This is a genomic window from Buttiauxella sp. A111 (genome assembly GCF_014189855.1).
Classification (GTDB): Bacteria; Pseudomonadota; Gammaproteobacteria; order Enterobacterales; family Enterobacteriaceae; genus Buttiauxella; species Buttiauxella selenatireducens.
In genome coordinates this window covers 181,006-203,852 of sequence record NZ_BJFN01000005.1, presented here as the reverse complement: position 1 = coordinate 203,852, position 22,847 = coordinate 181,006, and the positions used below count along the sequence as shown (strand labels likewise).

General features: G+C 51.8%; 19 protein-coding genes. 7 read left to right on the top strand and 12 right to left on the bottom strand.

Going from position 1 to position 22,847, the window contains the following annotated elements; translation table 11 throughout:
- Nucleotides 1-239 precede the first annotated feature (239 nt).
- Nucleotides 240-1,574: a 2-hydroxycarboxylate transporter family protein gene (locus BSPA111_RS16050; protein ID WP_183272156.1), complete on the top strand. Its 1,335-nt coding sequence runs from the start codon at nucleotides 240-242 to the stop codon at nucleotides 1,572-1,574.
- 101 nt (nucleotides 1,575-1,675) lie between these two features.
- Here BSPA111_RS16050 and BSPA111_RS16045 read toward each other — a convergent pair whose 3' ends face one another.
- Nucleotides 1,676-2,596 (bottom strand): N-acetylmuramic acid 6-phosphate etherase, encoded by a 921-nt coding sequence (locus BSPA111_RS16045; RefSeq protein ID WP_183272155.1) that lies wholly within the window; start codon nucleotides 2,594-2,596, stop codon nucleotides 1,676-1,678.
- 174 nt (nucleotides 2,597-2,770) lie between these two features.
- Here BSPA111_RS16045 and BSPA111_RS16040 point away from each other — a divergent pair, with 174 nt between their 5' ends.
- Both BSPA111_RS16040 and dcuR read left to right on the top strand, forming a co-directional pair.
- Nucleotides 2,771-4,372, top strand: a complete 1,602-nt coding sequence (locus BSPA111_RS16040; RefSeq protein WP_183272154.1) for a sensor histidine kinase — start codon at nucleotides 2,771-2,773, stop codon at nucleotides 4,370-4,372.
- Nucleotides 4,369-5,088, top strand: a complete 720-nt coding sequence (gene dcuR / locus BSPA111_RS16035) for a two-component system response regulator DcuR (RefSeq protein WP_183272153.1) — start codon at nucleotides 4,369-4,371, stop codon at nucleotides 5,086-5,088. Before BSPA111_RS16040 ends, dcuR begins: the two co-directional genes overlap by 4 nt.
- Here dcuR and BSPA111_RS16030 read toward each other — a convergent pair.
- A complete protein-coding gene (locus BSPA111_RS16030; protein ID WP_183272152.1) occupies nucleotides 5,069-6,022 on the bottom strand; it encodes an FAD:protein FMN transferase in 954 nt (317 codons plus the stop codon). The two genes, dcuR and BSPA111_RS16030, sit on opposite strands and share 20 nt — an antisense overlap.
- 95 nt (nucleotides 6,023-6,117) lie before the next feature.
- Nucleotides 6,118-8,895: a flavocytochrome c gene (locus tag BSPA111_RS16025; RefSeq protein WP_183272151.1), complete on the bottom strand. Its 2,778-nt coding sequence runs from the start codon at nucleotides 8,893-8,895 to the stop codon at nucleotides 6,118-6,120.
- 637 nt (nucleotides 8,896-9,532) lie between these two features.
- Here BSPA111_RS16025 and BSPA111_RS16020 point away from each other — a divergent pair.
- Nucleotides 9,533-11,044 (top strand): anion permease, encoded by a 1,512-nt coding sequence (locus BSPA111_RS16020; RefSeq protein ID WP_183272150.1) that lies wholly within the window; start codon nucleotides 9,533-9,535, stop codon nucleotides 11,042-11,044.
- 57 nt (nucleotides 11,045-11,101) lie between these two features.
- The gene (gene fumA / locus BSPA111_RS16015; protein WP_183272149.1) at nucleotides 11,102-12,754 is read left to right on the top strand and encodes a class I fumarate hydratase FumA; all 1,653 of its coding nucleotides are present in this window, start codon (nucleotides 11,102-11,104) and stop codon (nucleotides 12,752-12,754) included.
- A 56-nt stretch (nucleotides 12,755-12,810) separates the two neighbouring features.
- Here fumA and livF read toward each other — a convergent pair whose 3' ends face one another.
- From livF to livK, 5 genes are all read right to left on the bottom strand, one after another.
- Nucleotides 12,811-13,524 (bottom strand): high-affinity branched-chain amino acid ABC transporter ATP-binding protein LivF, encoded by a 714-nt coding sequence (gene livF, locus BSPA111_RS16010; protein WP_183272361.1) that lies wholly within the window; start codon nucleotides 13,522-13,524, stop codon nucleotides 12,811-12,813.
- Nucleotides 13,525-13,541: 17 nt separating this feature from the next.
- Complete coding sequence (livG, locus tag BSPA111_RS16005; protein ID WP_183272148.1) at nucleotides 13,542-14,309, bottom strand: high-affinity branched-chain amino acid ABC transporter ATP-binding protein LivG; 768 nt, start codon at nucleotides 14,307-14,309, stop codon at nucleotides 13,542-13,544.
- Nucleotides 14,306-15,592: a high-affinity branched-chain amino acid ABC transporter permease LivM gene (locus tag BSPA111_RS16000; protein WP_183272147.1), complete on the bottom strand. Its 1,287-nt coding sequence runs from the start codon at nucleotides 15,590-15,592 to the stop codon at nucleotides 14,306-14,308. Before BSPA111_RS16000 ends, livG begins: the two co-directional genes overlap by 4 nt.
- Entirely contained in the window at nucleotides 15,589-16,515 is a 927-nt protein-coding gene (livH, locus tag BSPA111_RS15995; protein WP_183272146.1) for a high-affinity branched-chain amino acid ABC transporter permease LivH, read from the bottom strand. Before livH ends, BSPA111_RS16000 begins: the two co-directional genes overlap by 4 nt.
- 67 nt (nucleotides 16,516-16,582) lie before the next feature.
- Nucleotides 16,583-17,692, bottom strand: a complete 1,110-nt coding sequence (livK, locus tag BSPA111_RS15990; protein WP_183272145.1) for a high-affinity branched-chain amino acid ABC transporter substrate-binding protein LivK — start codon at nucleotides 17,690-17,692, stop codon at nucleotides 16,583-16,585.
- A gap of 419 nt (nucleotides 17,693-18,111) precedes the next feature.
- Between livK and panM the strand changes: the two genes are divergently transcribed.
- Nucleotides 18,112-18,492 carry an aspartate 1-decarboxylase autocleavage activator PanM gene (gene panM / locus BSPA111_RS15985; RefSeq protein WP_183272144.1) on the top strand — a complete coding sequence of 127 codons (381 nt, stop codon included), beginning with the start codon at nucleotides 18,112-18,114 and terminating at the stop codon, nucleotides 18,490-18,492.
- Between the two features lie 196 nt (nucleotides 18,493-18,688).
- Here the strand turns inward: panM and BSPA111_RS15980 are convergent, their stop codons facing one another.
- The gene (locus BSPA111_RS15980) at nucleotides 18,689-19,792 is read right to left on the bottom strand and encodes a branched-chain amino acid ABC transporter substrate-binding protein (RefSeq protein WP_183272143.1); all 1,104 of its coding nucleotides are present in this window, start codon (nucleotides 19,790-19,792) and stop codon (nucleotides 18,689-18,691) included.
- A gap of 38 nt (nucleotides 19,793-19,830) precedes the next feature.
- Here BSPA111_RS15980 and BSPA111_RS15975 point away from each other — a divergent pair, with 38 nt between their 5' ends.
- Complete coding sequence (locus tag BSPA111_RS15975; protein ID WP_183272142.1) at nucleotides 19,831-20,007, top strand: hypothetical protein; 177 nt, start codon at nucleotides 19,831-19,833, stop codon at nucleotides 20,005-20,007.
- Nucleotides 20,008-20,016: 9 nt separating this feature from the next.
- On the opposite strand, the gene rpoH is transcribed toward BSPA111_RS15975, so the two are convergent.
- From rpoH to ftsE, 3 genes are all read right to left on the bottom strand, one after another.
- Nucleotides 20,017-20,871 (bottom strand): RNA polymerase sigma factor RpoH, encoded by an 855-nt coding sequence (rpoH, locus tag BSPA111_RS15970; RefSeq protein ID WP_183272141.1) that lies wholly within the window; start codon nucleotides 20,869-20,871, stop codon nucleotides 20,017-20,019.
- Nucleotides 20,872-21,128: 257 nt separating this feature from the next.
- Nucleotides 21,129-22,184, bottom strand: coding sequence for a permease-like cell division protein FtsX (gene ftsX / locus BSPA111_RS15965; RefSeq protein WP_183272140.1), 1,056 nt, complete (start codon nucleotides 22,182-22,184; stop codon nucleotides 21,129-21,131).
- On the bottom strand, nucleotides 22,177-22,845 hold the full coding sequence (gene ftsE / locus BSPA111_RS15960) for a cell division ATP-binding protein FtsE (RefSeq protein ID WP_016538586.1): 669 nt from the start codon (nucleotides 22,843-22,845) through the stop codon (nucleotides 22,177-22,179). Before ftsE ends, ftsX begins: the two co-directional genes overlap by 8 nt.
- Nucleotides 22,846-22,847: the final 2 nt, after the last annotated feature.

Sequence of the window (22,847 nt, the reverse complement as noted above, 5' to 3'; positions counted from 1 at the left end):
CTCATTCAGTAACTTTACTTACAAAAATAAGAATTAAATTATTTAAATAGAACATTCCACCAGCATCACAAAACCATCAAAATAAAAATATCAAGGGCTATTTAATTACCATACCGTATGTTAGTTTCTCAGCGAAATCGTTGCATAGTGATTTAATTGTTACGTCACTTTTATTTTTTATTACTCTATTATTTTGCCCTCCCCTACTTTATTTATTAATATAAAATCAGGTAACAAAAATGGAAAATAACCCACTAAATCATCCCATTGAAAAGCCCGCCTCAGGTGGGCAACCGCTGCGACTTCTGGGTAATATGGAAGTCGGCTCCGTACCAATATTGTTGTTCGTTGTTATTGCCACCATTGTTGCCGTTTCAGGTGCCTCCGGGTTGCTTCCCAAAAATATGATTGGCGGCCTGGCTATTATCATGACCCTGGGTTTTTCATTTGCAAAAATAGGTCGCATGATCCCCGTTCTTAAAGACATTGGCGGCCCGGCAATATTGTGTCTGATGGTGCCTTCCGTGTTGGTCTATTACGGTCTGTTTGAAGAACAAACAATGGCTACCGTGCACCTGCTGATGAAAGAAGCGAACCTGCTTTATTTTGTTATTGCGTGTTTAGTGGTGGGTAGCATTTTAGGTATGAACCGGACGATCCTCATCCAGGGCATGATCCGCATGTTTGTGCCACTTGTCGTGGGAACCGGTACGGCGGTGTTAACCGGTCTGCTGGTCGGTTCAATGTTCGGCTACAGCATCTACCATACATTCTTCTTTATCATCGTACCTATTATCGGTGGGGGCATTGGTGAAGGGATTCTGCCACTTTCACTCGCCTATTCCGCAATACTGGGGCAAACCCCGGATGTGTATGTCGCGCAACTGGCGCCTGCCGCAGTGGTAGGTAATATCTTCGCGATTATTTGCGCAGGTGTTCTGGCCCGTATTGGCAGCCGTCGCCCGTCGCTAACCGGTAATGGGATGTTGATCCGCAGCCGCGAAGACAACAGTTTGTTTGCGCAGACTCAGGGCTCTCAGCAAACTGATTTTCACCTGATGGGGGCCGGGTTATTGATGATTTGCGCCTTTTTCATCGTCGGCGGCTTGTTTGAGAAACTGGTACACATTCCAGGGCCGGTGTTGATGATCCTGGCAGCTGTCTTCTGTAAATATGCAAAATTGATCCCGTCAGCGATGGAGATGGGTGCACATAGCTGCTACAAATTTGTCTCGGCAGCGTTAGTTTGGCCGTTGATGATTGGGCTTGGAATGCTGTATGTGCCGCTGGAAAGCGTCGTCTCTGTCTTTTCCGTAGGCTATGTCGTGGTGTGCGGTTCGGTGGTCATCACCATGTCATTGAGCGGCTTTTTCATTGCCTCTCGCCTGAATATGTACCCGATTGAAGCGGCCATCGTTACGTGCTGTCACAGTGGTTTGGGCGGTACAGGTGATGTGGCGATATTGTCGGCATCAAATCGTATGTCGCTGATGCCTTTCGCGCAAATTGCGACCCGTATTGGCGGGGCATCGACCGTCATCGCCGCAACATTGCTGCTGGGATGGATCATGTAATCCCCCCTTCTTGACCCTGCCCATCAGGCATAAAAAAACGGTGAAGGCATCAACATGCTTTCACCGTTTTATCATCCATGACTCGGCATTTTTAGCTGATGTCACGACGCTTTTTGGACAGACCGACGCTTAGCTTCCTCAAGGGAAATCCGCAGGTGTTCACTGTTTTCAGCCAGCACATCCCGCGCATTCCAGACGTCCAGCCCGGTCAACAACATCAGAATCGCCGTTCGACAGTCATGATTGCAGCTTCCCAGCGTCTCCTTCGCTTGTGCGCGAGAACAGTGCGTCGCTTCCATCACAATGGCTATCTGCCGCTCCGCCCAACGGGTGCTGGATGCGTTAATATCGACCCGCAAATTGCCATAAACTCGGCCGGTGCGAATCGCCAACCCCGTCGAGAGCATCGTGAGGATCTGCCGCTGAGCCAGCCGCGCCTTGGGATTAGCAAATCCCACTACCACTTCCGGTCCGGTATCTGGTGCAATGACGATATCCGCCAGTTGTGCCACTTCACTCCCGGCATCCTGGGTGATAACCGCCACTGGCGCGTCAAGCGACCTCGCGTAACGGAGCGCACCCCATACCCATGGCGTTTTACCGCTGACCGACAGGCCAAGCAGCATATCATTTTGGTTAAAATGAATGGCCTGCAAGTCGTTGATACCACGGTCGTAATCGCCTGCGGCAGCCTCCAACTCCTGTAACATTGCTTCTGGGCCACCCGCAATCAACCCAATAAGCCCATGATGTGTATCAGGGGCAAACTCACATGCCACCTGCATCGCCGCGCGCCCTGAGGCACCTGCACCGACGATAACGACACGCCCACCCCGGCTGAAAGTCGCCACCGCATGATCGACTAAACGGGTGACCGTCGGTAAACAGGTGGCTATCGCATTAGTGATTTCGCGGTCGTCTTTAAGGATTGTTGCCAGCATATCCTCTGTTGTGAGTTTATCGATATTTTCCGTACCGCTATTACGTCGTCCCATCATTGAACCGGTTGGCTTACTGCTCATAAAAAACCTCCATTTAAAGCGTCCGCACATACTATAGGGATATTTATCTGCCAGTCCTGCGAGTAGGGTCACGCTTCCCCGCCTCTGAAGGCCGTTTTGCTTGATTTGCACGGCTTTAAGTACCCATCCCCATCTGCGATAATCTGCACTTCACCGTTACTCTTCTGGACCGACATGACCGTTTTATCACCCTCCCGTAAGCGCCCGATGAAACTCAGCACAACGGTGACGCTTATGATTTGCAGTGTGCTTGGCACTGTATTGTTGTTGGTGTTCTCTCTGTGGTTTTCACAAATCAGCAATGCGACACGTGACGGTCTGAAAGATACGGCATTGGCCGTCGCGCGAACGCTCGCCGATACACCGGAGGTCAAACGCGGTCTGACATTGCCACCCAGCTGCAATATCGTTCAACCTCTGGCGCTTGCTGCAATGAAGCGCAACCATTTGCTTTTCGCCGTCGTGACCGACATGAACGGGATTCGCCACTCGCATCCCAATAGCCAGCTCATTGGGCTGCATTACATCGGTAATGACATTAACCCCACGCTGAAAGGCAAAGAAAATGTCGCGATAAACAACGGCGCACTGGGGCCTGCATTGCGTGTCTATACGCCCGTCTATAATGACCAGCGCCAGCAGATTGGTGTCGTCGCCGTCGGTGTTCCACTGAGCAAAGTGGACGAACAACTCGCGCGTAGCCGCAGGAACGTCTTATTCACCGTTCTGTTCAGCGCACTGGTGTGTACGCTCGGCACACTGAGTCTGGTGCGCGTATTGAAACGTGCACTGCTGGGACATGAGCCCCATGATCTTTCAGCCAAGCTCAAGCAACGCCAGGCGATGCTGCATTCGTTAAAAGAAGGGGTAATGGCCGTGGATGAACACGGTCAGGTGACGCTGGTTAACCCGGCAGCCAGAAAAATGCTGCAATCCTCTCCCGACGATGAGGTTGATGAAGGGCCGCTGCTGGCAGAGCTTCAGGAAGTGTTAGAGCATGACAAACCCATTTATGACCGCGAGCTTACCTGCAACGGATTGCTGCTTATCAGCAATACCGTTCCCATTCATCATCAAGGAACCATCGTCGGTGCGATAAGTACGTTCCGCGACAAAACGGAAGTCAGTCAGTTACTTCAACGTCTTGATGGCATGGTGAATTATGTTGATGCCCTACGTACCACGTCTCATGAATTCATGAACAAACTGCACGTTATCCTCGGCCTGTTGAACATGAAGAGTTACGACAAGCTTGAAGAATACGTGCTGCAAACTGCCCATAATTACCAGACGGATATCGGCGCGATTCAGCATCAAATCAAAGCACCGGTCGTGGCGGGTTTTCTTCTGGGAAAAATACATCGCGCCAAAGAGCTGGGCTTCACCCTGACGCTGGCAGAAGAGAGCCTGGTGCCTGATAGCGTGAATGAGAAACAGGTAACGGCGCTGGTGACGGCGCTCGGTAATCTGATTGAAAATGCACTGGATGCGATGAGCGAACAGCCAGAAGGCGAAGTCACTGTGCTGCTGCATTACCAGAACGGTTGGCTAAGTGGCGAAGTGAGCGATGACGGCCCGGGGATTGCGCAGGCCAACATTGAGGCTGTCTTCGCGAAAGGTTTTTCAACTAAAGGTGAAAACCGTGGTGTCGGGCTGTTCCTTACCCGCCAACAATTAAACACATTGGGCGGCAGTATTTCTGTCGAATCTGAACCCGGAGTGTATACCCAATTTTTTGTTCATCTTCCCTGGGACAGTAATAGGATTCCAACATGATAAATGTATTAATTGTTGATGATGATGCCATGGTGGCCGAGCTTAACCGCATGTATGTGGCCAGAGTTCCCGGTTTCCGCTGCTGTGGCACAGCCTCAACGCTACCCCAGGCAAAAGAAATGCTCAGCGACCCTGCACTTGAGATCGATCTGGTGCTGCTGGATGTTTATATGCAACAGCACAGCGGGCTGGATCTCCTGCCGGTGATCCGTGCCACTGGCCGCGCCATCGATGTGATAATGATTACTTCCGCAGCCGATGCCACCACAGTGCAAACATCCCTGCGTTATGGCGTGGTGGACTACCTGATTAAACCGTTCCAGTTCCCTCGTTTTGAAGAGGCTCTGAACGCGTGGCGGGAGAAGCGCAAGCTGATGACCAACCAGCCGTACTATGAGCAGGTGGAAGTCGATCGCTTGCTGCATGGGGCGAGCCCGGAAAGCACCGACGACCGGCGCTTGCCAAAAGGGCTGACGGCACAAACCTTACGCACGATTTGTCAGTGGATTGATAACCATCCGGGCTCAGAGTTTTCCACCGATGAGCTTGCGGCAGCCGTCACTATCTCCCGCGTATCTTGCCGCAAATATCTGATTTGGCTGGCACAAATTAACATTCTTTATACCAGCATTCATTATGGTGCCACTGGCCGCCCGGTGTACCGCTATCGACTGGTTGCCGAACAGTACAACTTGCTTAAGCAGTACAGCCAGTAAGACGGTAGCTGTCGTCAAGTAACGAAAAGCGGAAATTACGCTGCGAAGAGAGGATAACGTCGCGATTTTTGGTCACAAAAATCGCCTCGATATCCTCATGATGGCGTAGTGCCGCACAGCCTTTCACCACGCCCAGGCCGTAAATCAGCGTTGTCCAGATATCACCATCAAGAGAGTTGGCGGAAATAATCGTCACGCTGTCCAGTTCGTTATCCAGCGGATAACCGCTGCGCGGGTCGAGGATATGATGCCAGCGCTTGCCATCCTGCTCGAAGTAACGCTCGTAAACGCCGGAGGTGACGACCGACTGGCTTGCGACCTCAATACTGCCAATAAGCGCATCGCCCGGCGCAAACGGTTTTTTTAATCCAACAGACCAGTTCCCCAACGTATGCACATTGCCGCCGAGGTTAATCAGCGCATCACTCACCCCCTGCTGGCGAAGAGAGTCACGAACTCTGTCTGCAATGTAGCCTTTGGCAATCGCGCCGAGGTCTATCTCCATCCCTGCCTGCGCAAGAAAAACGCTGCAAGTCTCATCATCCAGAATCACATCCTGCGGGCGCGTCAGCGGTAGGCGCTCAGCAATTTCCGCGGCTGACGGCACGCGGTGCCCCTGAAAGCCAATACGCCACAACTTCACCAGCGGGCCAATCGCCAGATTGAACGCGCTATCCTGCGCCATACTGGCGGCCTTCGCGCATTTAATCAGTGCATAAACTGGACGGCTGACCGTGACTGGATGTAGCCCGGCGGCATGGTTGATGCTCATCACCTGAGATTGCGCACGGTTAACCGTGAGTAAATCTTCATAACGCTTAATCAGTTGAAAGATGCGGGAGGCGAGCGCTTCATCGTGGGAATAGAGTTTGAGAAGAATGGGCGAGCCCATCAGTTCGGCGCAATAACTATAGAGACGTTCGTCGGTGGGCATAATTGTGGCTCCTCTGCTGTAGCCCCGGCTGGCAACGTGCCGCCGGGGTGTTGCCGGGTTCGCGTGACGCTAACCCGGTCTACAATCGCTGAGTATCAGGCTCTGGCGCGTTTCGCCGCTTGCCCCCCAGCCAGGGTGCCGAAAATAATAAGATCCGCAACCGCGTTCCCCCCGATACGGTTAGCACCGTGGATGCCGCCAACCACTTCCCCTGCTGCATAGGCACCAGGAATGGTTTGATTACCCGCATTCAACACTTCTGTTTTGGCATTTATCGTCACGCCGCCCATCGTATGATGAACCCCTGGCGCAATACGAATGGCGTGGAATGGCCCTTCGTTTACTGGCGCACGTAACGCGGTCGTGCGGCCAAAGTCGTCATCACACTGCTTTTCCACAAAACCGTTGTAGCGCTCAAGCGTGGCGAGGAAAGCGTGATAATCCATTCCCAGCTTCTCCGCCAGTTCCCGTGGCGAGCTCGCACTCGTCACCAGACCTTTGGCGATGTATTCATCTGAGGCTTTGTTTTTCGCCCGCACATGTTCGTCAAAGACGATGTAAGCAAAGTGTTCCGGCAACGCAATGATCGATGCCGAGACTTTATCGCGGGTTTCCATTTCGTTGAAGAACCGCTGCCCTTGCTGGCTCACAAGAATAGCGCCGCCGCCGCGAATCGATTCGGAAATCAGATACGAGGTTTGCTGTTCTACGGTTGGGTGGATTTGAATTTCGCCCATATCCACGGTGCCTGCGCCGATTCGTTCTAACAGTGCGATACCGCCGCCGGTGGCTCCTTTGTGGTTGGTGGTGACAAAACCGGTCAGGTCAGGGCGGTATTTCACGACCATTTCGCTGTTGGCGCTGAAGCCGCCGGTGGCAACCACCACACTTTTCGCCTGCACCACAATGCGTTCTTGCTCATCAGTCAGCAAGCGCACACCGCTCACTACACCGTTATTGGTCAGGATCTCGTCCACCGACGTATCCAGCATCACATCAATGCCGCGTCGGGTGATATTGCGCACCAGCCCGCTAATCAGATAGCCACCAACCGCCGATCCGTCACGTGGACGGTGGGTGCGGTCGATGCTCATACCGCCCGTGGTGGTGATATCGTTAAGCATGATGCCGCGATGCGCCAACCATTCGATGGCTTCCGGTGCATTTTCAACAAAACAATGCAGCAGTTCTGGATTGTTTTTGTTTTTCCCGCCGTTCAGAGTTTCCTGGTAGAACTTTTCTTTGCTGTCATGAATGCCTTTCACGCGCTGGAAGCGAGTTTCTGCGGCATTCATCCCGGCTGACGCTTTGATGGTGTTACCGCCGAGGGTCGGCATTTTTTCAACAATAAGGACGCTCGCCCCATCATCGTGAGCCTGAATCGCTGCCGCCAGACCCGCGCCGCCGCTGCCGACGACGATCACATCGTAGCTTTTCGGTGAGTTGTCATCACCGCCTTCTTCCGCGACTCGCGCTTTGCTCGATTTCAGCATCGCTTTCGATACCGCTTTTTTCACCGCTTCGCTCTGGCTGGTCGCGCCAGAAATCGCATCGACATGCGGCGTGTTGGCAGACAAAATGCGCTCACGGATCTCTTCAAAGCTGGTGGTAAATGCCACGCTTTGTTCCGGGCTTGAGGCCAGTTCGATGTTGGCAATGCGATCGTTTTCGAGACTCACATTGATAACCAGTTCATTCACGTCGTCCTGCACGGTTTCGACGAACACGCCCGGTTTAAATTTGGCATCGCCCATGCTCATGTCCCGGATCATCGCTTCCACCAGCGAGAAACGCCACAACGGCTCGGGAATATGCAGCGCTTCACGCTGGGTGCTGTCGATGAACAGCTCCAGCTCTTCGCCACGGGCAATGCGTGCCGTCCAGTCTGGATACGCGATACAAGCGCGGCCCACAGCGATCAGATCGTAGCCATGTTCCAACCCTTGTTCTGCATCTGCCGCATTCACCACGCCGCCGACGCCCATCACCGGCACTTGCGCCAGCGTCTCAGAACGCATCGCACAGTATTTTTCAATTAACGGAGTCGGGTCAGTGGTATCAACAATCGACGGGCGCAGCGATGCACCAACGGAGAAGTGCAAATAATCCACACCGCGAGCGGCCAGTTTTTCTAGCAGATACAGGGTGTCATCAAAGCGAATACCGGGAATTTCCAGCTCTTCGGGTGAAAAGCGATAACCGATAATAAAAGCGTCGTCGGCATACTGGCGCGCCATTTTGTGGGTGATTTCCAGGATTGCCAGCGGGAATTTCGCGCGATTGTCACGGCTGCCGCCCCATTCATCATCGCGTTGGTTAGAGTTAGGTGAATAGAATTGTTGGATCAGATAGGTATTGGCACCATGAATTTCCACGCCGTCGAAACCGGCCTGAATGGCTCGGCGTACGCCTTCACCAAATTTAGCTATCATGCCTTCGACTTCATCACCCGTCAGGGCGCGTGGAACAACAGCGCCTTCACGCGGTGCCGCCAGGGCACTCGGTGCAACAGGCGTCCGTCCGCCAATCAACTGCGGGTCCACCATCCGGCCGCCATGGTAAATCTGTAAAATCGCTTTGGACCCTTCAGCCTTGATGGCTTCTGCAATTTTTGCCAGACCGGCTATTTTTTCATTGTTATCAATGCCGATAGCGCCAGGAAACGCCAGGCCGAGATCGTCGATAAAACAACATTCAACGATGACCCCACCAATGCTGCCTGCCCGAACGCGATAATACTCCACCAGTTCGCTGCTTACCGTGCCGTCATAATAACCTGTACAGGTTGTCATCGGTGCCATTAATAAGCGGTTTTTCAGCTCAATTCCATTGGGTAGGGTAAATGGATGCAAGATACGATCGTTACTGGTCATATTGAAACTCCAGATTTTAAATATTGAAATTCAGAATAGGGTGACGGAAATATTTTTAGTTATGTTTTTTCTTTCCTTTTGTCATAGCATTAATATAACTCTTTTTTTAGTTACCAAATTAATTACGTTAGTTAAAAAACTATTTAATACCACCAATAACAACAATACCTCTTCTGTATTATTACTTTTAAAGAACACCACTATGAAAAGTAAATTATTGATAACAATTTAGATACTTTTTCCAAAGGAAAATCCATGTAATTAGCGCAATTAATTTAATTAATATCAGCGAGTTACATGAACCAACATAAAATAACTCATCACTTAGAAGCAGCATCACTTAACATTTAGAGCCATTTTAAAAAGAATAGGTCATTCACCACATCGAATAACTATTAATAAATAAAAAGTCGTCACCGCCTGTTTTTCTTGATCTCAATCAATTGCAATGCAGTATGAAGGTGCAATATATAAATAATACCAATTTTTATTTAACGCACATTTTATTGCGATAAATTGCCATGTCAGGAATAAATCAATTTAGTCATTTATAATTAAAGAAAGTTTTTAAACTAAAAAAACCAGACTGATTATTCCCTGATATCAACGTATTTTTAACTACTTGAAGATACTCAAAATGAAAGATAAACAGACAGCGATACCGCCAGCCGGCGCAGCCAGTCCGAAAGCGGGGAATAAAAAACGCCTGCTGATGATGGCGCTCCCGATAATTGTGGCCGTACTTTTACTTTTCGTTCCGGTACCAGAAGGGTTGCCTCCCTACGCCTGGCACTACTTCGCTATCTTTGTCGGGGTGATTGTCGGTTTGATCTTTGAACCCTTACCTGGCGCGGTTATCGGTATCACTGGCGTGGTCGTCATCGCCTTGTTCAGCCAATGGCTTCTATTTAGCCCTGAGCAACTGGCTGATCCGAAATTCAAGCTGGCCGGGCAATCCTTTAAATGGGCAGTGAGCGGCTTCGGCAACTCCACGGTCTGGCTGATATTCGGCGCCTTTATGTTTGCTGCGGGCTACGATAAAACCCAGTTTGGCCGTCGCCTGGCGCTGATTCTGGTGAAATATCTCGGGCGTCGCAGCCTGACACTGGGCTACGCCATTGCCTTTGCCGACCTGTTATTAGCCCCTTTCACACCGTCCAATACCGCACGTAGCGGCGGGACTATCTACCCGATTATCGCTAACCTGCCACCGCTGTATGGTTCAAAACCCAACGATCCAAGCGCGCGCCGGATAGGCTCCTATTTGATGTGGGTCGCCATTACCGCCGCCTGTATCACAAGCTCTATGTTCCTCTCGGCGCTGGCCCCGAACCTGCTGGCGCTGGCGTTGGTGAAAAGTATTGTCGGCATCACTATCTCCTGGGGCACCTGGTTCATCGCCTTCCTGCCGCTGGGTATTCTGCTGCTGCTGACCATGCCATTGCTCGCTTACTGGTTTTACCCACCAGAGGTGAAGATAAACAATGAAGTCCCGCTGTGGGCTAATCGTGAACTGGAAAAGCTGGGCAAGCTGTCGCGCAATGAAATTCTGTTGCTGGTGTTTGTTTGCTCCGCGCTGATGATGTGGATTTTCGCTGCTGACTGGATTGAGCCAGCCATGGCCGCGCTGCTGATTATCGTGCTGATGCTGTGGACAGGCGTTTTGTCGTGGACTGATATTACGGGCAATAAAGCGGCATGGAACACATTCGCCTGGTTTGCCACGCTGGTCGCCCTTGCCGATGGCCTCTCAACCACAGGTTTCATCGCCTGGCTCGGTAAAGAAGGCGGTGAATTAATGCAGGGTATTTCACCAGGTGTCGCAACCGTTGTGCTGCTGCTGGCGTTTTATCTGCTGCACTACCTTTTTGCCAGTACGACCGCGCATACCACCGCGCTTTTGCCCGCAATGCTGACCATTGCCGCGACAATCCCAGGGATGAATATGAATGTCTTCGTCCTGCTGATGGTCACTTCACTAGGTGTAATGGGCATCATCACACCTTACGGCACAGGTCCGAGCCCGATTTATTACGGCAGTGGTTATCTGCCAACCAAAGATTACTGGCGCCTTGGCAGCATTTTTGGGGCCATTTTCCTCGCCGCCCTTTTACTGATTGGTTATCCCTGGATGTCCATGATGTTCTGATTCATAACCGTCGGAGTCATTCTCCGGCGGTTTTTATCTTTATGGAGTAAGTGAGCTATGTCGAATAAACCGTTTGTCTATCAGGATCCCTTCCCGCTGGCGTCAGATGAAACCGAATACTATCTGCTCAGCCGTGAATATGTCTCCACCAGCGAGTTTGGCGGCCAGGAAGTATTGAAAATCGAACCCGAGGCGCTAACGCTGCTGGCACAGCAGGCGTTCCACGACGCAGCCTTTATGCTGCGGACTTCTCACCAGAAGCAAGTGGCCTCCATCCTCCTCGACCCACAGGCCAGCGATAACGACAAATACGTGGCACTTCAGTTCCTGCGCAATTCCGAAATTGCCGCTAAGGGGATTTTGCCGACCTGCCAGGATACGGGCACCGCGATCATCATGGGCAAAAAAGGCCACCGCGTATGGACCGATGGCGGTGATGAAGCGGCGCTGGCGCGCGGTGTCTACAACACCTATACCGAAGATAACCTGCGCTATTCGCAGAACGTCGCGCTGGATATGTATAAAGAGGTGAATACCGGCACCAACTTGCCTGCGCAAATCGATCTCTACAGTGTGGATGGCGACGAGTACAAATTCCTGTGCATGGCAAAAGGTGGCGGTTCCGCCAACAAAACCTATCTGTATCAGGAAACGAAAGCGCTCATCACTCCGGCGAAGTTGAAAAACTATCTGGTTGAGAAGATGCGTTCCCTCGGCACTGCGGCTTGCCCGCCTTACCACATCGCATTTGTTATTGGCGGGACGTCGGCGGAAGCCACGCTGAAAACCGTTAAGCTGGCTTCCACGCGTTACTACGATGGCCTGCCAACCGAAGGCAACGAACACGGCCAGGCTTTCCGCGACGTGGAACTGGAGCAACAATTGTTGCAAGAAGCCCAGAATCTCGGGCTGGGTGCCCAGTTCGGCGGCAAATACTTTGCTCACGATATTCGGGTCATCAGACTGCCGCGCCATGGTGCATCCTGCCCGGTTGGCATGGGCGTATCCTGTTCTGCCGACCGTAACATCAAAGCGAAAATCAACCGCGACGGTATCTGGATTGAGAAACTGGAAAGCAATCCTGGGCAGTATATTCCGCAAGAACTGCGCCAGCAGGGCGAAGGTCAGGTGGTTCGCATTAACCTGAACCAACCGATGAAAGAGATTCTGGCCAGCCTGTCAGCGCATCCTGTCTCGACTCGCCTTGCCCTCAGCGGAACCATCATCGTGGCGCGTGATATTGCCCACGCGAAGCTCAAAGAACTGTTAGATAACGGTGAAGCACTGCCGCAGTACGTAAAAGATCACCCGATCTACTACGCGGGCCCGGCTAAAACGCCAGACGGTTACGCTTCCGGTTCGTTAGGCCCGACAACGGCTGGCCGCATGGACTCTTATGTGGATCTGCTGCAATCGCACGGCGCGAGCATGCTCATGCTTGCAAAGGGTAACCGTAGCCAGCAGGTGACGGATGCCTGCCACAAACACGGCGGTTTTTACCTGGGCAGCATCGGTGGCCCGGCCGCAGTATTAGCGCAGCAAAGTATTAAGAGCCTGGAATGTGTGGCGTACCCGGAACTGGGGATGGAAGCTATCTGGAAAATTGAAGTGGAAGATTTCCCTGCGTTTATCCTGGTCGATGACAAAGGTAACGACTTCTACCAGCAGATCCTGTCAACACCGTGTGGCGGATGTCAGTCACGCGGCTAATCTACGCGACAAACTCAATCGCCTTCTTCGTGAAGGCGATTGAGTTATCTTAGGGATTATCCGCCGAGATAGGCGCTACGCACCGCTTCGTTAGCCAGCAACGCATCACCCGTATCTTCCAGAACGACGTGGCCGTTCTCCAGCACATAGCCTCGGTCAGCAAGCTTCAGCGCCTGGTTGGCGTTCTGCTCGACGAGGAAGATAGTCATGCCTTCACTACGCAGTTGTTCGATGGTATCGAAAATCTGCTGAATGATGATGGGCGCAAGACCCAGCGACGGCTCGTCCAGCAACAACAAGCGCGGTTGGCTCATCAACGCACGGCCAATTGCCAGCATCTGCTGCTCGCCACCTGACATGGTGCCCGCACGCTGGATACGGCGTTCAAGCAGGCGTGGGAACAGTTCGTAAACGCGTTTGATGCGTTCATGATACTGGTCACGCTCAGCAAAGAAACCGCCCATCGCGAGGTTCTCTTCCACCGTCATACGCGAAAACACACGACGCCCCTCCGGCACAATAGCCACCGCTTCACGCATGATGCGGGCTGTGTGCCAGTCGGTGATGTCTTTTCCATCAAAGGTGATTTTGCCGCTGGACGCGCGCGGGTCACCGCACAACGTGCCGAGCAGCGTGGTTTTACCCGCGCCATTCGCGCCAATCAGGGTAACAATTTCACCCTGTTTGATATGTAAACTGACTTCGTGAAGCGCCTGAATTTTTCCGTAATGGGCGCTCACCTGGTCAAATGACAACATGATATTTTCCATCTTTGTCTCGCCCATTCTTATGCTTCGCCCAAATAGGCGCGGATGACGTCAGGGTTATTACGGATTTGTTCCGGTGTGCCGTTCGCAAGCGGCGTCCCCTGGTTTACCACGTAAATCCTGTCAGAAATGCCCATCACCAGTTTCATGTCATGCTCAATTAACAGCACGGTGGTGTTGTGGTGGTTACGTAACTCCATAATCAGCTCATCGAGTTCGTGCGTTTCTTTCGGGTTAAGACCTGCGGCGGGTTCATCAAGCATCAGGATTTCTGGCTGCGTCACCATACAGCGCGCAATCTCGAGACGGCGCTGATCGCCATACGCAAGGTTGCTTGCCTGGCGGTTAGCCTGCTCAAGCAGACCAATACGCTCAAGCCAGGTCGCGGCACGGTCCAGCGCTTCGCTTTGTGAACGACGGAAAGCAGGGGTTTTCAGCAAACCTGAGAACACGCCGGTTTTCAGCTGCTGATGTTGAGCCACCAGCAAGTTTTCAATCACAGTCATTTCGCGGAACAGGCGGACGTGCTGGAAAGTACGCACCACGCCCATTCGCGCAATTTGCTGGCCCGGAAGCCCTTCAAGATGCTGGTCACGCAGCATGATGGTGCCGCCTGATGGCTTATAAAAACCGGTCAGACAGTTGAATACTGTCGTTTTACCGGCACCATTAGGGCCAATTAACGACACAATTTCTTGAGGATGCAGTTCCAGAGAAACATTGTTTACAGCGAGCAGACCGCCGAAACGCATCATCAGGCCGTTTACGGATAACAATGGCTGACTCATGCCTGCTCTCCTTTGACTTGTTCCACTTGTTCTTTCTTCAGCTTCAACTGCGGACGTGTCATTGGCAGCAAACCTTGCGGACGCCAGATCATCATCAGCACCATCAGGCCACCGAGCACCAACATGCTGTATTCGTTCAGATCACGCATCAGCTCACGCGATACCACCAGCAGAATAGCGGCGAGAATAACGGCAAACTGCGAGCCCATGCCGCCCAGCACCACAATCGCCAACACAAAGGCAGACTCGGCAAAGGTGAACGATTCCGGGCTGACAAAGCCCTGGCGTGCAGCAAACAGCGTACCGGCAAAACCGGCAAACGCGGCGCTGATGGTAAATGCAGTCAGCTTGATACGCGTTGGGTTCAGACCCAGTGAACGGCAAGCGATTTCATCTTCACGCAACGCTTCCCACGCACGACCCAGCGGCATACGCAGCAGGCGGTTAATCACAAACAGCGACAACACGACCAGCAAAAGCGCGACGAGGTACAGGAAGATAATGCGGTCACCGGGGTTATAGGCAACGTTGAAGAAGTTGCTGAAGGTATCCCACCCACCTTCACGCGCGCTGCGGCTGAACTCCAGTCCAAACAGCGTTGGCTTTGGAATCTGGCTGATACCGTTCGGCCCGCCGGTAATTTCGGTGTTATTGAGCAACAGAATACGGACGATTTCACCGAAACCGAGCGTCACAATCGCCAGATAGTCACCGCGTAAACGCAGTACCGGGAAGCCCAGCAGGAAACCTGCCGCCGCAGACACCAGACCGGCCAGCGGTAAACATGTCCAGAATCCCAGCCCGTAATAATGGTTGAGCAACGCGAAGGTGTACGCGCCGATGGCGTAGAAGCCACCGTAGCCCAGCACCAGTAAACCCGACAAACCGACTACAACGTTCAGACCGAGGCCGAGAATAATGTAGATCATCGTAAGCGTTGCGATATCTACCGTGCCGCGTGAAACCACGAATGGCCACGCCACAGCCAGTACCAACAGCGCCAGCAGGAACAGTTTCTGTTTGGGTGTTGAGCCGTCTAACGCAGGCAGCACAAACTTCGGCCCAGAAACTTTTTTCATGCCTTTCTGGAATGCAGGACGCAACAACTGGAAGACAAAGACAATCGCCGTACCAATCAGAACCCATTCCCAGCGCACAGACTCAGCGCTGTTGACCACAAGCTTAGTGCCGTCCAGGCTCAGTTGTACGCCCATAAAGACGCCAGCCAGAACGAAGAAGATAGCCGCCGAAAGGAGTGCTAAAACAACATGCATCGGTTTCATACTTTTTCGACCTCCGGACGGCCCAGGATACCGGTAGGCATCACCAGCAGGACGACAATCAGCAGCGCAAAGGAAACCACATCTTTATATTCAGTGCTCAGATACGCAGAGGTCAGCGCTTCCGCAACACCTAAGATCAGGCCGCCAATCATCGCACCTGGAATACTGCCGATACCGCCAAGTACCGCTGCGGTGAAGGCTTTCATACCGGCCATAAATCCGATATACGGGTTAATGACGCCGTAGAACTGGCCGAGCAGCACACCAGCCACAGCCGCCATTGCCGCACCAATCACAAAGGTCAGAGAGATAACGCGGTCAGTGTTAATACCGAGCAGACTCGCCATTTTCAAATCTTCCGCACACGCACGGCAAGCACGGCCCATACGCGAATAACGGATGAAAAGTGTCAGCGCTAACATGGCAAGGAATGTCACGATCCAAATCACCAACTGCATGGTGGTAATGGTTGCGGTGAAGCTTTCGCTGGCACCGACAACCCACTGGCCGTTAAACAGGCTTGGCAGTGCGATGTCACGCGAACCTTCAGTGAGGCTGACGTAGTTTTGCAGGAAGATGGACATACCGATGGCGGAGATCAGTGCAATCAGACGCTTAGAATTACGCACGGGTTTATACGCGACGCGCTCGATGCTCCAGCCGTAAGCACTGGCGATAACAATTGCACCAATGAAACCGGCCCCGACCAGCATCCAGCCCACATCAATGCCCATCATCATCAACGCTGCAATGATCATAAACGAGACGTAGCTGCCGATCATGTAGACCTCGCCGTGGGCGAAGTTGATCATGCCAATGATGCCGTAAACCATGGTGTAACCGATGGCTATCAGCGCGTAGGTGCTGCCCAGCGTGACGCCGTTAAACATCTGCTGAAGGAAGTAGAGGAACTGCTCAGACATACAATAACCTTTCTAATGCCTTCCGGGTTTTGCGCCCGGAAGGTGGGATGACTGAAGTGTCGTAGCCTTACTTCGTCGGTGAAGACGAACCGTCGGCATGCCACTGGAAGACACCAAATTCAAATCCCTTTAGATCGCCTTTCTCATCCCAGTTCAGCGGCCCAATGACGGTTTTCGCACCGTTAGCTTTTAAATCTTTGATTAAATCTGCAGGTTCTTCACTTCCCGTACGCTCAAGGGCTGTCGCCAGAGATTGCACCGCTGCGTAAGTGATCCACACGTACGGGCCGCTTGGATCTTTCTTCTCAGCTTTCAGCTCATCCACGATAGCTTTGTTGCTTGGGTCCTGGTCATAGCGTTTTGGCATGGTGACTAACATGCCTTCGCCTGCAGCACCTGCGATGTTGGACAAGGATGCGTTACCCACACCTTCTGGCCCCATAAACTGGGTTTTCAGGCCAACCGCACGCGCCTGGCGCAGGATCTGGCCCATTTCCGGGTAGTAACCGCCGTAGTAGACGAAGTCGATATTTTCTTTCTGCAGGCGCGCAACCAGCGTGGAGAAGTCTTTATCGCCCGCGGTGATACCGTCGAAGAAGACGATGTTCGCGCCGCCTTTTTTCAGGCCGTCTTGTACAGAACGCGCCAGACCTTCACCGTATTGCTGCTTGTCATGAATGATAGCGATGCGCTGTGGCTTAACGGTTTCAAGAATGTATTTAGACGCCGTTGGGCCCTGGGATGAATCCAGGCCAGCGGTACGCATAATCATTTTGTAGCCGCGGCTTGTCAGCTCTGGGTTAGTTGCCCCAGGCGTGATCATCAGGATGCCTTCGTCTTCATAAATATCAGACGCAGGCTGAGTTGAAGAGGAGCAAAGGTGGCCGATAACATAACGCACACCGTCGTTTACGATTTTGTTAGCAACCGCAACGGCTTGTTTTGGATCGCAAGCATCGTCGTATTCAACTGCAACAAGCTTGTCGCCTTTGATGCCGCCCTTGGCGTTGATGTCTTTGATCGCCTGGCGCGCACCGTTGAACTCCATATCGCCCCACTGCGCAACCGGCCCTGACATTGCACCAACAACGGCAACTTTAATGTCTGCCGCCGTTGCCGCGTGAGACACCGCCAAAGCAACAAACCCGGCGAGTAATGTCTTCGCGTTTACCTTCATTCTTTGAATCCCCATTTCTCGTGATTTTGTGGTTTTATTATGGTTAAAAAGCATGCTGTGCATTTTTTAACCTTTAACCATTTTTATGAGCGCCGTTAAGGGCTTAGCGTTAAAATTTACAATATTTAAGGCTAAACTCTCTATTTTTCAGGCTATTAAGCAAAGATATTATTCTGTATTTACTCATAGTTAAACAAAAAAAAGCAGCATTTTCAGCATAAAATAGCGACACAAAGAGCGGAATAAAACACTAGGTTTTAGGGTTTTATACTGACCATTTTTCAATCCACCACTTATCAAACTGGTATATGTTTGACGCAAAAATTAATCGTCTGGTATATGGCTGATAAAAGATAAAGCGTCTGACGCAAATAAATTGGTTACACTCGGGGTTTTCCCGCTTTTTGGTTAGCTCGCTTATGAAACTCACCATCATTCGTCTGTTTGAGTGTAGTGCTCAAGATGAGATCGATCTTGCAAAGATCTGGCCGGAATATTCCAGCGCTTCTCTTACCCTCAGTGATACTCACCGTATTTACGCTGCAAAATTTAACGACAGGTTGCTGGGCGCGGTTCGCGTCACACTGGCTGATTCTGAAGGCGCTTTAGATTCGCTGCGGGTGCGGGAAATTACGCGCCGCCGTGGCGTTGGACAATATTTAGTGGAAGAGGTGATTCGCAATAATCCTGACATCACCCGATGGTGGATGAGCGACGTCGGTGTGGAAGACCGCGGCGTTATGACGGCGTTTATGCAGGTGTTAGGATTTAAAGCTCAGGCGGGTGGTTGGGAGAAGTAGCCCTCACCCCGGCCCTCTCCCCCAGGAGAGGGAGAAAACACTCGATCAGTTCTCTCTCCCCAGTGGGGGAACCGGACCATCCCCTCTCCCACGAAGGAGAAAGAGAAAACCCGACCATCCCCTCTCCCACTGAGGAGAAAGAGGAAACCGGACCATCCCCTCTCCCTGAGGGAGAGGGTTAGGGTGAGGGGGAAAATTACTTAGCGTCGGTCGCTGTACCGTTCGCATGCCAGGTAAACACGCCGAATTCAAAGCCTTTCAGATCGCCTTTCTCATCCCAGCTCAATGGCCCCATTACGGTTTCAACCGAGCTGCCTTTCAGGTATTTAGCGATTTCAGCAGGATCTTCTGACTTGTTCAGACCCGCTGCCAGCGATTGCAGTGCCGCATAAGTCGTCCACACGAAAGCACCACTTGGATCTTGTTTCTTCGCTTTAATCGCATCTACAACAGGTTTGTTCGCAGGAACCTGGTCGTAGTTCTTCGGTTTGGTGACTAACATGCCTTCAGCAGATTCGCCGGCAATGTTAGACAAAGAAACGTTCGCCACACCTTCTGGCCCCATGAACTGGGTTTTCAGGCCAGCCGCGCGAGACTGACGCAGGATCTGACCCATTTCTGGGTGGTAACCACCGTAATACACGAAATCGATGTTCTCTTTCTTCAGACGCGCAACCAGCGTGGAGAAGTCTTTTTCACCTGCGGTAATCCCGTCAAAGAACACCACATTCGCGCCGCCTTTTTTCAGGTTGTCCTGAACAGACCGAGCCAGACCTTCGCCGTACTGTTGTTTGTCATGAATGACCGCGATGTTTTTCGGTTTTACATGCTCAAGAATGTATTTTGCGGCCGTTGGGCCCTGATCAGAGTCCAGACCGGTGGTACGCATTGTCAGTTTATAACCACGCGCGGTCAGCTCCGGAGCCGTTGCCGCAGGCGTAATCATCAGAATACCTTCGTCTTCGTAAATATCAGACGCAGGCTGAGTGGAAGAGGAGCACAGGTGGCCGATGACATATTTGATACCATCGTTTACCACTTTGTTGGCGACGGCTACCGCTTGTTTCGGGTCACAAGCATCGTCGTATTTGGTGATAACCAGTTTGTCGCCTTTGATACCGCCTTTGGCATTAATATCAGCAACCGCTTGTTCTGCACCGGTAAATTCCTGGTCGCCATATTGTGCAACCGGGCCAGACATCGCCCCAACTACCGCAACTTTAATGTCCTTAGCAAATGCCGCGTTGCTCATCGCAAGCGCAATACAACCAGCCAATAATGCTTTGCCCTTCATGTTCATCCTGAGAATCCCCATTCTTGTTGTGATTGGTATTTGTTGTGTTGTTTTGGCACTGTTTTATTTTTGAGGTGGAGATAACCGCGCAGGCCTTCGCCGCACTCCGTGCTAAAAACATACCCGAATTTGCGGCTTTTGGAATAACAATTTTTTCACAAGGTGAACAGGAAAGTGACAGGCATAAAAAAACCGCCCCTGAAGGCGGTTTTTTTGTCTAACTGAAGAACTTACGCTTCGATAGCCATGCGCAGTTTTTTCATGGCGTTCTTTTCAAGCTGGCGTACACGCTCAGCGGAGACGCCGTAGCGGTCGGCGAGTTCTTGCAGCGTGCTTTTGTTGTCTTCATCAAGCCAACGTGCACGGATAATATCCTGACTACGCTCATCCAGGCCCATCATCGCATCGCTGAGTTTATCAGCCGCGTGTGATTCCCAGTTGTCGTCTTCGATGCCATCGGCAAAGTTAGAAGACTTATCCTGCAAGAATAGCACTGGAGCCATTGGCGCGCTGTCTGAGTCGTCGTCATTGCCCATGTCAAACGTCATGTCCTGCGCCGCCATGCGAGATTCCATCTCACGGACATCTTTGCTGGAAACACCCAGCTCGTTGGCGACCATTTCAACTTCATCTTGGTTGAACCAACCCAGACGTTGTTTTGTTTTACGCAGGTTAAAGAACAACTTACGTTGTGCTTTTGTGGTTGCCACTTTCACAATACGCCAGTTACGCAGAACGTATTCGTGAATTTCAGCTTTGATCCAGTGCACGGCAAACGACACCAGACGGACACCCACTTCAGGGTTAAAGCGACGTACAGCCTTCATCAGGCCGATGTTACCTTCCTGAATCAAGTCAGCCTGCGGTAAGCCATAGCCCGAATAATTACGAGCGATATGAACAACAAAGCGCAGGTGAGACAGGATCAGCCTTTTCGCTGCTTCCAGATCGCCCTGGTAATGCAGCTTTTCAGCCAGCTCCTTCTCTTCCTCAGCCGTTAACATCGGCCAGGAGTTAGCGGCCCGGATATAAGATTCCAGGTTACCAACAGGGGCTAGAGCTAAATTTTGCATTTCTTTGGTCATTCAAACCCTCTCTTAGAGACTAACGTACAGGTTGCTACACCGTGCTGCACCTGACTCCACGTCAAGCGCCAAACCGTACCACTCACAGTAAACTCAGACAGTGATGCTATCCACAAGTTCACTGTAAAGCTGTGCATGTATTACACACAAAATGTGACAGAGCTATGAAACTGGGCAGGAGAAACACAAACCGAGGTGGGAGCGTATCCCCTGCTGACGGGTACTTCGTAGCAGGGGACAAGTATACCAAAAAAATTTTACTCTGGGGTAAAACGACGTAAATGTTGCACAGTTGCGATCCAGGCTGCCAACCAGCCGCTCATGGATGAAACCAGCAACAGCAGAAGACATTCGTCGAATCCTAAGCCTGTGAGATCAAACTTAGTGCCAAACACTTGTGCGACTTCAGTCACCGCAGAGGACAAACGTAATACCAAAATTTCGGACAGGATAAGCGACAGGAACGCGCCGCTAAACCCTAACAGCGCACCGCCATACAGGAACGGACGCAAGATAAATCCATCAGTGGCACCAATCAGTTTTTGCACGTTGATGGTATCGCGACGAGCAAAGATGCTCAGGCGCACGCTGTTACCAATCACCAAAAACACCGCCGCAACCATCAGAACACCAATCATTGCAGCCACGCGGCCCACAAGACCTGTCAGCGAGGCAAGACGGGCGAACCAACTGTCATCCATACGGACTTCATCGACACCGTTTATCCGCGCCACGCGATCGCGCAAAGTATTCAGATGGTCGGTAGTCTGGAAATCAAGTTTTGGATTCACCACAGCGACAGCAGGCAGCGGGTTTTCTTCCAGCATATCCAGCGCGCCACCAAAGCCCGACCAGTTGCGGAACTCGCCAAGCGCTTCGTCACGCGAGAGATAATTAACTTTATCGACGCCCTCTTCCGCCTGAATCGCGCCCACAACTTGCTGCGCGGCATTGTCATCAAGCGCTTTATCGAGATAAACCGTGATTTGTGGGGAAGGATAATACTGCGTGGCGGCCTGATTGACGTTCTTGTAAACGATGTAGCACACGCTAGGTAACGTCAGGGAGATGGCAATAACCATGACCGTCAGGAAAGTGGCTAATGGCTTGCTGCGCAAATCCTGCAAAGCACCCTGCCAGGCATAGCGGAACTGCTCATTCACGCCGCCCTTAAGAGATTTGCTTTTCGACTGAGGACCTTTGCCGCGTTTTTTCACCGAACGGCCTAAATCCCCTAACTTATTCAGCGAGTTGATTTTATCCAGCTTGTTGCTGAAGCGCTTTATGTGATTGAGCGCGCTGCGTTTATTCACCTGCCAGGCCTCCATGCAAATGGCCGTCACTTAGGGTCAACATGCGATAGTTACGGCGAGAAATCAGCCCCATATCGTGCGTCGCCATCAGAACCGTCACCCCAACGCGGTTAAATTCCTCGAACAGACGTAAAATCCCTTCCGAGAGCGCGTCATCAAGGTTACCGGTTGGTTCATCCGCCAGCAGTACCGCAGGCTTATTCACCACAGCACGTGCAATACCCACGCGCTGTTGTTCACCACCCGAGAGTTGGATTGGGAAATTCTTCGCTTTATCGAGCAGGCCGACTTTATCCAGTGCCGCGCTGACGCGGCGGCGAATATCTTCGCCGCTAGCACCCGCGATAATCAGCGGGATAGCTACGTTGTCGTACACAGTTCTGTCCATCAACAAATGGTGATCCTGGAAGATCATACCAATCTGGCGACGAAGGAACGGCACTTCGCGGCTCTTGAGGCGGCTAATGTCATGACCGCCAAAAGAGATCTTGCCGGCACTTGGCCGCTCAATACCGCAGATAAGCTTGAGCAGGGTACTTTTCCCAGCTCCTGAGTGACCGGTCAGAAAAGCCATCTCGCCTGGTTGCATATGGAAAGTCACTCCCTGCAACGCTTGCCTCCCGCCGAGATAGGCCTTACTAACGTGTTCAAAGCGAATCATGG